This window comes from Nostoc edaphicum CCNP1411 (assembly GCF_014023275.1).
GTDB classification, from domain to species: Bacteria; Cyanobacteriota; Cyanobacteriia; order Cyanobacteriales; family Nostocaceae; genus Nostoc; species Nostoc edaphicum_A.
Map to the genome: position 1 here is coordinate 6,570,294 of NZ_CP054698.1, position 14,184 is coordinate 6,584,477.

At 40.8% G+C, this 14,184-nt stretch carries 12 protein-coding genes and 2 tRNA genes; 8 read left to right on the forward strand and 6 right to left on the reverse strand.

Translation table 11 applies throughout. The features are described 5' to 3' along the window. Nucleotides 1-621 precede the first annotated feature (621 nt). Nucleotides 622-1,569: a hypothetical protein gene (locus HUN01_RS30475; RefSeq protein ID WP_181929297.1), complete on the forward strand. Its 948-nt coding sequence runs from the start codon at nucleotides 622-624 to the stop codon at nucleotides 1,567-1,569. 68 nt (nucleotides 1,570-1,637) lie between these two features. Here HUN01_RS30475 and HUN01_RS30480 read toward each other — a convergent pair whose 3' ends face one another. Next, complete coding sequence (locus HUN01_RS30480; RefSeq protein ID WP_181929298.1) at nucleotides 1,638-3,308, reverse strand: dipeptide ABC transporter ATP-binding protein; 1,671 nt, start codon at nucleotides 3,306-3,308, stop codon at nucleotides 1,638-1,640. A gap of 379 nt (nucleotides 3,309-3,687) precedes the next feature. On the opposite strand from HUN01_RS30480, the gene HUN01_RS30485 reads away from it, so the two are divergent. After that, nucleotides 3,688-3,930 (forward strand): hypothetical protein, encoded by a 243-nt coding sequence (locus HUN01_RS30485; protein WP_181929299.1) that lies wholly within the window; start codon nucleotides 3,688-3,690, stop codon nucleotides 3,928-3,930. A gap of 20 nt (nucleotides 3,931-3,950) precedes the next feature. Here the strand turns inward: HUN01_RS30485 and HUN01_RS30490 are convergent, their stop codons facing one another. Together HUN01_RS30490 and HUN01_RS30495 are read right to left on the reverse strand one after the other, a co-directional pair. Continuing rightward, complete coding sequence (locus HUN01_RS30490) at nucleotides 3,951-4,733, reverse strand: TrmH family RNA methyltransferase (protein WP_181929300.1); 783 nt, start codon at nucleotides 4,731-4,733, stop codon at nucleotides 3,951-3,953. 79 nt (nucleotides 4,734-4,812) lie between these two features. Continuing rightward, a tRNA-Leu gene (locus HUN01_RS30495) sits at nucleotides 4,813-4,893 on the reverse strand. A gap of 408 nt (nucleotides 4,894-5,301) precedes the next feature. On the opposite strand from HUN01_RS30495, the gene murA reads away from it, so the two are divergent. Then, the gene (murA, locus tag HUN01_RS30500) at nucleotides 5,302-6,669 is read left to right on the forward strand and encodes a UDP-N-acetylglucosamine 1-carboxyvinyltransferase (RefSeq protein WP_181932881.1); all 1,368 of its coding nucleotides are present in this window, start codon (nucleotides 5,302-5,304) and stop codon (nucleotides 6,667-6,669) included. A gap of 574 nt (nucleotides 6,670-7,243) precedes the next feature. Here murA and HUN01_RS30505 read toward each other — a convergent pair. Then, on the reverse strand, nucleotides 7,244-8,866 hold the full coding sequence (locus HUN01_RS30505; RefSeq protein WP_181929301.1) for an iron uptake porin: 1,623 nt from the start codon (nucleotides 8,864-8,866) through the stop codon (nucleotides 7,244-7,246). 340 nt (nucleotides 8,867-9,206) lie between these two features. Here HUN01_RS30505 and HUN01_RS30510 point away from each other — a divergent pair, with 340 nt between their 5' ends. The 4 genes from HUN01_RS30510 (at nucleotide 9,207) to HUN01_RS30525 (ending at nucleotide 12,154) form a co-directional block, all read left to right on the forward strand. Next, nucleotides 9,207-10,223, forward strand: a complete 1,017-nt coding sequence (locus tag HUN01_RS30510) for a metal ABC transporter substrate-binding protein (RefSeq protein WP_181932882.1) — start codon at nucleotides 9,207-9,209, stop codon at nucleotides 10,221-10,223. A gap of 92 nt (nucleotides 10,224-10,315) precedes the next feature. Then, a complete protein-coding gene (locus HUN01_RS30515; RefSeq protein WP_181929302.1) occupies nucleotides 10,316-11,092 on the forward strand; it encodes a metal ABC transporter ATP-binding protein in 777 nt (258 codons plus the stop codon). Nucleotides 11,093-11,137: 45 nt separating this feature from the next. Then, nucleotides 11,138-12,007, forward strand: a complete 870-nt coding sequence (locus HUN01_RS30520; RefSeq protein WP_181929303.1) for a metal ABC transporter permease — start codon at nucleotides 11,138-11,140, stop codon at nucleotides 12,005-12,007. A gap of 74 nt (nucleotides 12,008-12,081) precedes the next feature. Further along, nucleotides 12,082-12,154 (forward strand) — tRNA-Phe (locus HUN01_RS30525). A gap of 242 nt (nucleotides 12,155-12,396) precedes the next feature. Here HUN01_RS30525 and HUN01_RS30530 read toward each other — a convergent pair. Both HUN01_RS30530 and HUN01_RS30535 read right to left on the reverse strand, forming a co-directional pair. Beyond that, nucleotides 12,397-12,894 carry a BRO-N domain-containing protein gene (locus tag HUN01_RS30530; RefSeq protein WP_181929304.1) on the reverse strand — a complete coding sequence of 166 codons (498 nt, stop codon included), beginning with the start codon at nucleotides 12,892-12,894 and terminating at the stop codon, nucleotides 12,397-12,399. A 212-nt stretch (nucleotides 12,895-13,106) separates the two neighbouring features. Then, entirely contained in the window at nucleotides 13,107-13,313 is a 207-nt protein-coding gene (locus HUN01_RS30535; RefSeq protein WP_181929305.1) for a hypothetical protein, read from the reverse strand. Nucleotides 13,314-13,870: 557 nt separating this feature from the next. Here HUN01_RS30535 and HUN01_RS30540 point away from each other — a divergent pair. Continuing rightward, nucleotides 13,871-14,182 (forward strand): hypothetical protein, encoded by a 312-nt coding sequence (locus tag HUN01_RS30540; protein ID WP_181929306.1) that lies wholly within the window; start codon nucleotides 13,871-13,873, stop codon nucleotides 14,180-14,182. Nucleotides 14,183-14,184: the final 2 nt, after the last annotated feature.

Sequence of the window (14,184 nt, forward strand, 5' to 3'; positions counted from 1 at the left end):
GTAATTTTCACAGATACTTTGCCAGATAGGAGCCTCGTACTTTGCATAAGATAATGGTTAACCCTACTGCAAGTATGCGATGCACCACCACAGAAGACACCACAGTTGCTATAAATAGAGGAAAAGTCCAACGCACTACCTACTATATTTTGTGTAACAAAAAAAAATTATAACTCCTTACTTTTAAAGTATAAGCTTTTATTCCTAACGCATCATTCATTATTCATCCTACAGAAATAGATCATTTTACTATGTCAGGGAAAATCAACTTTTTCTCTGGATATTTATATATCTTTTTATCCAACTGAGATATTTTTTTAATTTAGTAATGATAAGTATTTGATTAATGTTGTTGTTTTAAGTTTCCCATGAGATCGGATAATCTTAAATCCTTTAACGGCAAGAATTACAATTAATTTCAATATGACTGTATATACATAGAAATCAGGATTGTATATAACAATAGCTTGTATTTTGTAACCATATTTACAAGGAGCTTATTTAAATTCGTAGTAATCAGCACAATTTCTATATATAGCTAAAGACAGAGGTAGTTAACATGTATGAATCTTTATAATTAATTTAAAATAAATCTAGCTATATAAAATAAGTAAAAATATTATGTCTATTAAATGTTTTAATGTTATTAATGATAAATTCAGTAATACTCCAGATAGCAATATTTCAAATATTGTTGAAATAGCACTTTTTATAGATAAAATAAAAAATAGTATTTGGCTTTTTGGTATTCCATCTTGGCTTTTCGGAATAACCGATAGAAGTATAGCTGCATTTGCCGATGGTTCTTTATCTGCTATAGAAATATTTCAGCTATTTACAGCCTCTTTCTTTTTTATGAGTTGGCTATATTTAAAGCCAGAAGAAAGCTTCAATAGCCATGATTTAGACCCCAGCCAATATCAAGAATATCTCGCTCGTACTCAAGCTAAAAAGCTTCAAATAAGAAAGTTACACATGATTAGCCAGGAGTATATTTTACCTTTCCCCTATATTTGCCAAATTTATCATCTATTGAACTTAAAACATTTAGAAACAGTTCATAGATTTAGCCTTAATAATCTTAAAATTCTTAATATCAGCCAGTTTGAAACTACAAATGTTGGTGGTAAAATCACATTTCAAACGATATTAGATTCACCAGCTAATCCTTTGAGAATTTGGCGACAGCCAACTGTGGAGGTGGATTTAATATTACATACTCCCTACACTGTTGAACTAAGTATTCCAGTCTATAATCACAAAAGGATAATTGTGATATTTCATGCTTTCCCTTTAAATGACTCAGAGCATCAATTGTTTATAGATATTTATAGTGACTTAGAGTGGCCAAAGCCATTATTACAAATAATATTGCATCTTGCTTCTTGTTTGACACTTTTTGAAGATTTGCCATATCTCAGAGCTTTAGCGGAGAAAAATATAGAGCGTTTATTCAACTTAAGTAGGACTTCAAATCACGAGAGTGCATTACTGTTTAAAAGGTTTGTTGAGCTATATGGATCGAGTGGAGAAGCAACTAAATTACTTGAGGGTAGGGAAGAGAGTTAGGAGACGCGATTAATCGCGTCTGTACAAGAGTTAGGAGTTTAAAACTTCTAACTCCTAATTTTATTTAGTTAAGCGCGTGCTAGTAATGGAGCAGCAGCTAGTAAGGTTTTGGTATAAGGATGCTGAGGATTGGCAAAAATCTTTTTTGTAAGACCGAGTTCGACAATTTTACCGCCATTCATTACAGCAATACGATCGCACAAAAATCGAGCTAACCAAAGATCGTGAGTGATGAATAGATAAGTTAACTCAAACTCTTCTTTTAATTGCAACATCAAATCCAGCACTTGCGACTGCACACTGGCGTCTAACATACTCACGGGTTCATCACAGATTAAAAGTTTAGGGTGAGTAATCAAAGCACGAGCGATCGCAACTCTTTGCTGTTGTCCACCAGACAAATCTGACGGATAACGCTCATAATACACTTCTGGCGGTGTTAACCCAACTTTATTTAGCATCCACAAAACCTGTTCTTTTGCTTTGACAGGATTGGCTAAATTGTGGATAAATAAAGGATCGGCGATACTTTGTCCCACTGTCATAGCTGGATTGAGACAAGCATGAGGATCTTGAAAGATCATTTGTATTTGTCGCCGTGAAGAACGAATTTCTTGACGCGACAGTTTAGTTAAATCCTGTCCCAAAAACTCAACTTTGCCACTAGTGGGACGAATTAGTTGCAAGATTGTTCGTGACAGTGTGCTTTTACCACAACCTGATTCGCCGACTAAACCGAGAATTTCTCCTGCATAAAGATCCAAGTTAATTCCATCTACTGCTTTAATTGTCTGCGCTTGTGTGTTAAGCAGTCGTTCGATCAAGTTAGGTTCGATGGTGTAGTGTTGCTTAAGTTCTGTAACACTCAAAATTGGGGATTGCTGATTAATAATTGGTAATTGCTTTTCTCCGTCATTGGCAATTATCAATTCTCCACTATCATTTACTGCTTGAATATGTAAAGCTGCTTTTAAGAGCGATCGCGTGTATTCATGTTGAGGTTGCCGAAATACGGTTTCTGTAGCACCCATTTCGACCATTTTGCCGTTGTACATCACGCCAATGCGATCGCAATACTCAGCGACCATTGCTAAATCATGAGAAATCAGCAACAATCCCATGTTTTCTTCACCGCACAGGCGAGTTAATTCTGTCAATATCTGCGCGGAGACGGTGACATCTAAACTGGTGGTGGGTTCATCGGCAACAATTAACTTGGGATTGAGGAGTAAAGCTAAAGCGATCGCTACCCGTTGGCGCATTCCGCCGCTAAACTCATGAGGATACTGATTCCAGCGACTAGCGGGAATATTTACCTTTGCTAAAGTAGCAAGTGCTTTTTCTTTAGCTTCCCGCGTTGATAATTCTGGTGAGTGCGCCTGGAGGGTTTCGATACAATGCTTACCAATAGTCATCAGTGGATCGAGACGTGTCATGGGATCTTGAAAAACTAAGGCGATCGCCTCTCCCCGAAATTTCCGCAACTGGTTGGGTATCAAGTCAAACACTGATTGTCCTTGAAATGTCACCCGTCCCTCAACACGACTAGAGGCTGGTAGTAAACGCATTACCGCCCGTCCGATAGTTGATTTACCACAACCTGACTCTCCCACCAATCCCATTCTTTCACCTGGTTTCAAGGTGAAAGATACATCATCAACCGCCCAGCTTGCTTCTTCTCCACTCCGTGCAGGATAGGCAACTCGCAGATTTTCGATACAGAATAAGGCTTCACTCATAGTTAGTTATCAGCCCTGAGCTGCCAGTTTTTATAATTTCAAATTTAAGATAGTCTATCAAATGAAGAAGAATTCAGAACTCAGGAGTCAGAATTCAGAATAAATTCTGTACGACTGGGTGATAGTGAACCTGAATCTTTTTCCTTGCTTATTACTCTATCCCTTTATCGGTAGAGTAATAAGCAATTCTGAATTCTGTTAGCGTAGCGGGGCGTAGCCCATTCTGGCTCCTCTTAATTGAAGACAGCTATCGATATTCTTGATAAGCACTGCTAAAGTTGATACAGCACACAACTATGATGTTATAAGTGCAAAATTTAAATCTGTAGGAACTAGAATCAAAATTAAGTCAGTAAATCAGGATTTTCAAGCTAATATTATGGAGCAAATTCAGCCAGAACAGCGCCGCGACGCTGATCAAGTATTTCAACAATCCCTCGAACAGTTGGAGGATATCTTACAAGAAATTTCAACTGAGGAAGAAGAGATCCCCCAACTGCATACTAGTAATCTCACCGAAGTAGAACTCGACGAAGACTTGATAGATATTGATTTAGCGGCTCTTGAGGACGCAGTTGCTGATATTGAACAATATCTCGAAGAGAAAACAAAAACCAAATAGGTGTAAAAAGTTAAAATTCATTACTGACAAACCAATTGCCGTTGAGCTTCGTACAACATTAAAGCGGCTGCGATCGCTACATTCAAAGATTCCACCCCAGGACTCAAAGGAATTCTGACTTGCTGATCTGCGATCGCTGCTAAATCTGCCGACAATCCAGCACCTTCATTTCCCAGTAAAATCAGACTGGGTTTTCGCCAGTCCACTTCCCAATAAGTTAAAGTCGCATCGGGTAAGGTTGCTACTACCTGCATTCCTGCTTGCTGACTTTGTTGCACTGTCGCTTTTAAATCTTCGGTTACGGCTGTTTGTAGGCGAAACCATTGTCCTGCTGAAGCACGTAGAACTTTGGGGCTATCTAAATCTACACTATCTCCACTGACCCACAACCCTGATGCTCCGACGGCGGCGGCTGTGCGGATCATTGTACCCAGGTTGCCGGGATCTTGTACCGTTTCTAAAGCTAGCACTAAACCAGTAAATGGTAGTTGAGTTTGCCGTTGGCCTCGTTTTGCCGTTGCTACCACACCATCTGGTTGGACTGTGGTTGCGATCGCATCTAAGACTTCTCTGCTGACAATTTCGGCGCGATCGCATCTACTACAAGCTTCTTCCCAAAGTGAGGAATGGGCTGCTTGCCAATCTGGGGTACAACATACTGTTTCTAGGGGGTAATTCACCGCACAAGCTTCTTCTAACAGGTGCGTCCCTTCTAGTAAAAATAACTGCTGCTTGTGCCGCTCCTTGGTGGAGTGCAGCTTGCGAATTTGCTTGACTAAGGAATTTTGTAAACTGGTCAACATTTTTTAGTTGTGAGTGCTGAGTAGTGAGTGCTGAGTTTTTCCTTCTCAGCACTCACTACTCGGCACTCAGCACTGGTTATGCGGAACCCGGGACTTGAACCCGGAAGCCTTGCGGCACTAGAACCTGAATCTAGCGCGTCTGCCATTCCGCCAGTTCCGCTGGCATTTGTACTTATCGACAATTTCTTATTATTGCGTTATGTTTTACCTTTGTCAAGTAAAATTTTAATGCCTTGTTAAAAGGCTGAAACTGTAAACGAGTTTTTTAGGAGATCGATCAAATAAAAATATTAACTCAACAGTAGAGCATTGATTTTTAGAGAACACTTAAGTTATTTTACTGAGTATTTTTTTTTGCTTAAAAATACTACTTATTCATTCTTTTTTTGAAAATTTTTAAAAAGCTCACAATGCTTGCTGTTGCTTATTCTCAGCCCGGATTATTTACCCAAAAAACAATTTTTTTATGCAAGACGTTGCCCTAAAACGTGGACATTTTGAATCTTTACTGTAGAATCAAAACCAACTTCAAACATATAAAATACGTATTACTTTTGGAGGTAGGCTTATTAATCCTTCTACCAGCTTACCAGATGCGAAAATTGCTCCAGAGGCAGACTCCTCAGTCTTGCAAATTTGGGGTGGGCATCCTTTGCGAGGTCATGTGAAAATTAGCGGGGCAAAAAATTCAGCATTGGTAATCATGGCTGGAGCCTTGCTGTGTCCCGGCGATTGTCGTATCCGCAATGTCCCCTTATTAGCGGACGTTGAGCGGATGGGTCAGGTGTTATCGGCCTTGGGTGTACAATTAACACGACAAGGTGACATTTTAGACATCAACGCCAGCGAGATTAAAACATCAAAAGCTCCCTACGAACTAGTTACCCAGTTGAGAGCGAGTTTTTTCGCCATTGGTGCCATTCTGGCAAGACTGGGAGTAGCGCAGATGCCCTTACCAGGCGGTTGTGCTATTGGAGCCAGACCAGTTGACTTGCATGTGCGCGGACTGCAAGCAATGGGAGCGGAAGTACAAATTGAGCATGGCATTTGTAATGCCTACGTCCCTGGCAGCAGTCGAAGATTAAAAGGTGCGAAGATTTACTTAGATATCGCCAGTGTTGGAGCGACAGAAAACTTGATGATGGCGGCTACCCTGGCAGAGGGTGAAACGATCATCGAAAATGCTGCCAGAGAACCGGAAGTAGTTGACCTAGCTAACTTCTGTAACGCGATGGGAGCGAAGATTAAGGGCGCGGGGACTAGCAGGATTATTATCGAAGGAGTCCCCAAGTTGCATTCTGTTGACTACAGCATTATTCCCGATCGCATTGAGGCCGGGACGTTTTTGTTAGCAGCAGCAATTACCCGCTCAGAACTTATCCTCTCGCCAGTAGCTCCAGAACATCTCATCCCAGTGATTGCCAAGCTGCGGGATATTGGGGTGACAATAATTGAGGACAAGCCTGAACACTTACATATCCTGCCAGCGGAAACCCTGAAGGCAACAGATATTGAAACTCAATACCATCCAGGTTTTCCCACAGATATGCAAGCGCCGTTTATGGCTTTGCTGACATTGGCAGAAGGCGACAGCGTAATTAACGAATCCGTCTTTGAAAATCGCTTGCGTCATGCCTCAGAATTGAATCGCTTGGGAGCAGACATTCGTGTTAAAGGCAACGCTGCTTTCGTTCGGGGGGTACCAAAATTATCTGGCGCACCAGTCTTAGGTACAGACTTACGAGCATCAGCCGCGCTAGTCATAGCAGGACTGGCGGCAGAAGGGCAAACCACGATTCAAGGACTACAGCACCTCGATCGCGGCTATGATCGACTCGATATGAAATTGCAGCAGTTGGGGGCTAAAATCCTCCGCGTGGGCGAAACATCAGCAGATGCAGAAATCGCTCCCAGCATCAGTAGCCTGTCAAGTTGAAATTGATCGGTTGAAACTGGCGCAGGGACAAGGGAGACGAGGGAGACAAGGTAAAATTTTCTCCCTTACCTCCAATATCTATACCCTCCGCGCTGCTGAATTCTCCTGATAGATAGAGGCTTTTAAGCTTTGTTCATATCTTTTTTTGATGAATTTTCAAGAAAAATCTGTGTTGGCTGTTACAATATTGTTAAGAAAAGTTGCCCGTTGCATTTTGGGAACGCGCAATTGGGTTTTAACTCTCTTGAGAAGACAACGCAAAAAAAACATTTTCTAGACCAGCTGTGGGAGGCTGGTCTTTTTGTATTTAAAGTGCCCATGCATTGGTTATCTGACTAAATCACTACGAACACTTTGAGCATCTATTGGCAAAACTTTGGGTTTTCGAGACGCGATAAATCGCCGTCTCTACAAGTGTTTTGGTCTTATCTGAACTGTATTGATCTATATTCAGAATCACTATTGTGTTTTGAGATATCAAGCCCAGCAAAAATACTGAGGTTTATTTTTGAAACTACACACAAAATAAAAGACGCAAATTTATCCTTTGCGTCTTGTTTTAAGATTTTAAAAATTAGAAACTAAATGTGGTTCTCAATGCACCAATCACAACATCATCATTGCTGTTATTGTGATCTGGGGATGTTAACCAAATAACTCCAGGAGTAATGGTGATATTGTCACTCAGCTTATACTGGTAGAAAGCTTCAAGATGATAGGACGTATCAGGATCACTATCCAATCCTGCGATACTAGAACTTGTTAATTTAGGTTCCACACCAGCAATAATACCAGCCAAACTTCCTTTTTTACCGAGATCAGGGAAGCCAAGGGTGACAGCATAGTTCCAAATATCAACATCTCCACTGGTTCCTCTTAAACTTTGACTGTTGGTGTATCCAGCCCAACCACCCAAAACAATGTTATCAGTGATGCCAATGGATGCTTGGACGCCGTAAGAATTACTGGAAAATCCTACTTGATCTTCTGGTAAACCCTGGATAGCTGCTATATCCTGGAAAGTGGCGGCATTGCTACCTGTGAGTAGTGGTTGGTTGTAGGAATTGATGTAAGTTAAACCGATAGAAATGCGATCGCTTGGTTTAACTGTCAACTGTGCCAATGCACCATAAGCACCATTGAACAAACCATTATTGAGGGTAGGATCATTCGCTGTACCACTCAAATACCCTAGACTTAGTGCCAATTTGTCACTGAACTCGTGCGTTACTCCCAACCCCGCGCCGCCTATTTGGCTATAAATTGGGTTGCGTGTACCAAAGGTAGACAAAGCACCAAAAGCACCATCACCGTCAAAGATATTGACAGTGCTAGTAATATCGTCTGCTGCACCTGCATTAGCGATCGCGATAACCTGTGTTTTTTCGCCCAAAGGAAATCTGTAGAAGAGTGCATCTATTGCTGCATTAGTAGTACCATCTTCGCCAGCAAAGAATAAGTTACCCTCTGGTGTACCAATATTCGGACTAAGAATATTATTAGCCTGGATTCTGGTAAAGAGCGTATCTTGTCCTGTGAAGCTGGTGACAAATTCTACCCGCGCCCGTACTCCTAATGTTGTATTCTCGTCTGTAATTTCTGCACCGTTGACTGTATTTCCTGACAAAACATCGCTAACGACAGCAACAACTTGTCCTTGCAGTTTGGTTGTGGTTGAGAACTGATTCGCCTCCAATTCAGCAGTGCGTACTTCTACTGCATCTACACGACCTCGCAGTGTCGCCAGTTCTGCGGAATAATCTTCTTGCAGCTTTTGTAATGTGGCTAAATCTTCTTTGTTAACTAAATCGCCTGTAGCTGTTGCAATTAGTTCGTTAACCCGATCAAGACAAGCATTCAAACCGGCAGCAAACTCATATCGCGTTAATGCCCGATTACCGCGATAAGTGCTATTTGGGTATCCTGCAATACAGCCATAGCGCTCAACTAACGACTGCAATGCTTGGAATGCCCAGTCGGTGGGTTGTACGTCAGAAAATTGAGACACGGAGGTAACTTGCCCCATTATCTGATCTGGCGCTATGTTCTGAGTTTTTGTATCTGGATTGGCTAAAACTTGCGGTTGGTTGATTTCAGAATTGCTGGAAGTTTCACCTGCAAATGCAGCAGTATTCACAAATAGCATTACGCTACAAACTGCTGGACTAACTATCAGATATTTACAGAATTTTTGCATTTTTTTCCTCACACCAATCTCCAATTCACACCTAAACTACGTTTTTTTAAACGTTTATTTCATGAAAATATTTCTCAGTAATTTTATCAGAACTAAGCAAACTTTTTAACAAAAAAAGTCAAGAAATCCTAATTATTCATGGAAAACTAAATTGCAGAGGGTTGTACCGTCTGCAAAAGTTTTGTTGTTATTCATTACACAGGAAATTCAGAATGATATGATGTGCTGTGAATGAGAATGAGAATTATTATAGTATAAAATCAATAATCAGTCTCATTGTCAATAGGAATTATGACAGAGGCAGAACAAGCATCCGTTTTGAGGGGAAAACACCGTGATAATGAATTACAGGGGACTTAGAATAGGCAGACAAAGAAGCAGTATCTTGTCTATAATTGCTCTGCTAATGTTGTCAATGGCTAGCTGTAGCCAATCGAATCCGAATCAGGGAACAACTTCTGAACAGTCGCCGCAAGCACAGGAAGCGGCTTCTACCCCAACGGCGCAGTCGGGAAAAACTAAAGTAGTGGCGACATTTTTGCCGATATATTTGTTTACTAAGGCAGTAGCTGGGAATGTGGCAGATGTAGAAATTCTAGTGCCGCCTGGTACGGAGGTACATGAATACCAAGCGACACCGCAAAATGTCAAAGCGATCGCTACTGCGAATGTGTTAGTAAAAAATGGTTTAGGTTTGGAGGAATTTCTGGAAAATACTATCAAAAATGCAGAAAATAAAAAACTAACTGAAATTGATGCCAGTAAAGGTATTAAACCTTTAAATGAAATTTCACCTGTTGTAAAAACAGCGAAAGAGGAAAAAGACCACGATCACAATCACAGCCACGCCCAAGGTAATCCGCACGTTTGGTTAGATCCAGTTTTGGCAAAACAGCAAGTAACAAATATTCGGGATGGATTAATTGCTGCTGACCCAAAAAATAAAGCCACTTATGAGGCCAATGCTGCGGCTTATATTAAAGAATTAGAAATTTTGAACAGCGAATTTCAACAGACTTTGCAAAAAAATCCTAGTTGTACCTTTATTACCTTTCATGATGCGTTTCCATATTTAGCCAATCGCTATAAACTCAAGCAAGTTGCTGTGGTGCAAATTCCCGAAGATCAACTTTCACCAACGGATGTGCAAAGTGCAGTGAATGCTGTGAAAAAGTACAAAGTTAAAGCTTTATTTAGTGAACCAGGAGTAGATAACAAACTGCTAACCAGCTTATCCCAAGATTTAAATTTAACTTTGCAAACGCTGGATTCTTTAGAAACTGGCGAAACAGATCCACAGCATTATTTCAAAGCGATGAAAGCTAACTTGCAAACTCTAGAAACGGCTTGTAAATAGGTTTGTCATTTGTCAGTTGTCCTTTGTCCTTTGCAAATGACAAATGACCAATGACAAATGACAAATGATCAATGACAAATGACCAATGACAAATGACCAATGACATTGCTATTTTGAAAGTAGAAGGATTAACTGTCTATCAAGGCAGCTATCTAGCTGTTCGAGATGTTTCCTTTGAATTATTGCCGGGAACAGATACAGCCATAGTTGGCCCCAATGGTGCTGGTAAAAGTACCCTGGTAAAAGCAGTTTTAGATTTGATACCTCGAAGTGCTGGTACGATTGAAATATTAGGCCGCCCAATTGCAAGACTGGGGCGTTTACGTCACTTGTTGGGCTACATGCCGCAAAATTTCATTTTTGACCGTAGCTTTCCCATTTCTGTCAGCGAATTGGTGGGACTGGGATGGGCTAAGGAACGAAAAAGAGGGGATTTGTTTTTTTCCAAGCTGTGGAGACAAGACCGAGAAAAATCGGCAGCAGTAACAGAAGCTTTACGGCGAACTGATGCTTATCATCTACAGCATCAAGCTATTGGTACTCTTAGCGGTGGTCAACTCAAGCGGGTTTTATTGGCTTATTGTTTGGTAATGCCTCGGAAACTGTTGGTACTAGATGAAGCCTTTGCTGGTGTTGATGTGCAAGGTGCAGCAGATTTTTACGCTTTGCTAAATGAATTAAAGCGAGAGGAGGGTTGGACAGTATTGCAAGTTTCCCATGATATTGATATGGTAAATCGCCACTGCGATCGCGTACTTTGTTTGAACCAAAGCATTGTTTGTACTGGTAAGCCAGAAATTGCCCTTTCACCGCAAAACCTTTTAGCAACCTACGGCCCAGGTTTCAGCCGCTATCAGCACCAACATTAAAATAATTCGTAATTAGACTCCCAGAATTAGTTAATGCCCATAAGTATGAATTTTTTCAATGATTGTCAGATAACTTGGCTTGCGATCGCCAGTAGTAATGATTTACTAGAGTTATTACAACTTGCTTCTATACAGCGTGCGATCATAGGTGCTGCGTTGATGGGCATACTTGGCGGGATGTTGGGCAGTTTTGTCACCTTACGCCAGTTATCCTTTTTCAGCCACGCGGTTGGTCATGCAGCATTGGTAGGTGTGGCGTTAGGTGTGCTGCTACAGGTAAATCCTACTTGGATGCTGTTACCCTTCACCTTAGTTTTTGGTGTTATTGTCCTCTACTTCATCGACAAAACCGACTTAGCAAGCGATAGCGTACTTAGCATAGTGTTATCTGGGGCATTAGCGATCGGTTTAATTCTCACGAGCCTAATTAAAGGATATCGTGGCAACTTGATGGCTGTGCTGTTTGGGGATATTTTAGCGATCGATACCACAGATTTGATTTTGACCCTGCTAGTACTTGTGGGAGGTAGCATATTTTTACTGTCAACCCTGCGCCAGCAAATTTTATTGACCCTTAACCCCGATGTAGCACAGGTTCAAGGCGTTCCCGTTCAATTGTACCGCTATGCTTTTGTGGTCTTGCTTTCACTCGCCGTTGCTGTAGCGATTAAAGCTGTTGGCGTTTTACTGGTAAACGCCTTTTTGGTTATTCCCGCTTCCACCGCCAAACTGATGAGTCACCACTTTAGCCGCTTTCTAGTCATGTCGGTGATCGTTGGTTCCATCAGCAGCATTGCTGGCATCATGGTGTCAGGTATTTTCAACCTTGCTTCTGGCCCAAGTATTGTTCTTGTCCAGTTTCTACTATTTGTAGCCGTTTTCATCTGGTTTAAGTTGAAATTGACAGCCGCCTAAATATTTTTTTCTAAGGCCTTGCTATATTCTTTGATGTTTGCTACATTGATTAATCGTGGCTCACAAAAGCCCCAGCCGGGATAGCTCAGTTGGTAGAGCAGAGGACTGAAAATCCTCGTGTCACCGGTTCAAGTCCGGTTCCTGGCATACTTCACAGAGAAAAACATCTCTGACATATTGCATAAACTGACATAAAACTGGCATAAAGCAAAAGCCCTAATACCCTACATAATTGGTAGAAGGCTTGTAGCCTAGGAACCCTCAGCTATTGTGGCAGTATTAATAAGCCAATTTACACTTTACTAAGAAAGGTGCTAGGGATATCTACACCTTTTTTTTGTGTCAGCAACTCCAGTCTCTCTCGGTTTTTATGCCAATTTTTATGCCAATTAGTGATTGATAAGCTGAGTCCTAGTCATAACTGAACAGAATAATACCTTATTTAACTCATACCGTTTGGCATTCAAAGCAATCTCCATATCCTTTATTTGCTGCCTCAAGGTGTTTTGCTTGTCAGTCAACTCAACAAGCTTCGCGTTACTCGTTAGCGATCGCAGGGATTGTACAGAATAAACACCTGTTTTACGGATTGCTGGTATTACCTCAGATGTGAGCCACTTTTTGAAGCGCTTTGCTTGTGCCTTGCGAGATGTGAGAACGAGAGAGTATAAACCAGACTCATTTACGCAAAGTGTTTCTCTACCCTGACCTGATACGCGTAATGTTCGTATCAGCTTTTCGTCATCATCCAGCCTACTTACTGCTTTACTCACATCGTCAAGTTCTAATACCTTACAGATGTCTTGTGCTATCCACCAAGGACTCTCAGCAGTATCTATAAACCGGATCTCGTGTGACTCAAAGCTGAAAATTGATAAATTTGACATTGACCTATACCCTTGATTAGTGAGTGTTACTCTGGACTAACAGTTTTACTAACATAAAAAGTGTTACTGAGAGTGTTACTTTCAAGTAACACTTTCAAAACAAGGGTATAGGTATGTCGATTGAAAGAAAATCCAGTTTGAATATTACAAGGATAAAAAAAACGCCATCAATAGATGACGCAGTAAAGCTAACTTGTGTTATTCCTAAGTTCCTACCCCATAACTCTTAGCAAAAAGTCGAGATATCGCTTTCTGTGATCCAGTCCATCATCGTTACTTGCAATCGCGGCATATATATCAACAAGTGATTTAGCGTCTTGAGTAATATCAGCTTTATTGAAGTGGTCAATAATGAATTGTTTACGGCATTCTAATACTTGGTCATAATTCACAGATCCATTCCCTTTTACAAGTGGCATATTGGTTCCTCTCATTAAAAAAAGGCATCATCGAAAAATGACACCATAGCTGAAACGCTAGTAGCCAATATTTTATTTCACTCAGCGAATAGCACCCAGAATCTTATTTCATTGCACACAAAGGCACTTCACCGCAGTAAATACCATTAATAAGGGCTGCACAAAGATTACCTTTTTGTAATTACATCCATGCACTAAGTGACCTCAGCAAATATGCACGTTTTCTCTTAACAAGGTTTTTGAGAGTAGTTGCCTTGTGGAGCACCGAAAAGAGCCTAAAAAACGAGCGAAATATTAGCATCAAACGCTTATGTAGCAAGCTATCGAGAATGCTAAAAATTCAGAGAAATAATGAAAACAGTGTCAAAAATCCTGTAATCCATACACAATAAGCGTTATAGCCCATATTTTTATTTATATCACAAAAATAATTGACGTTTTCTTATTTATGTGACATAAAGGATATAAGGCAGGGACAGCAAGGGATTCAGAGATTTATCGATTCCATAGCGCTGTTGATGTCGATTAGTAAAGTTAGCTGAGGGAAGCAATAGTTTATGCCTAGAGGTACACCAAAGTCAGGTACTCGTAAGTCAGGCGGTGGCAGAAAGAAAAAATACAACAGTGAATTAGTGCAGAAGTGGATACCAGTCTCTCTTGCTGACAAGCTAGACGACATCTATTTGCTTCTAATCGACCTAGAAAAAGAAGTGACAAAGTGGGAGCTATTGTGTGGGGAAAAAAGCACTTCACCACGCTATGAACAAGCACGTAAGCTTGTTACCACGCTTAGGGCATTGCTATGCAAACTAGGGATTGATACCACTGAGATTTACGCTGATAACCAAGAAAACAAACAAGAGGAATAGGT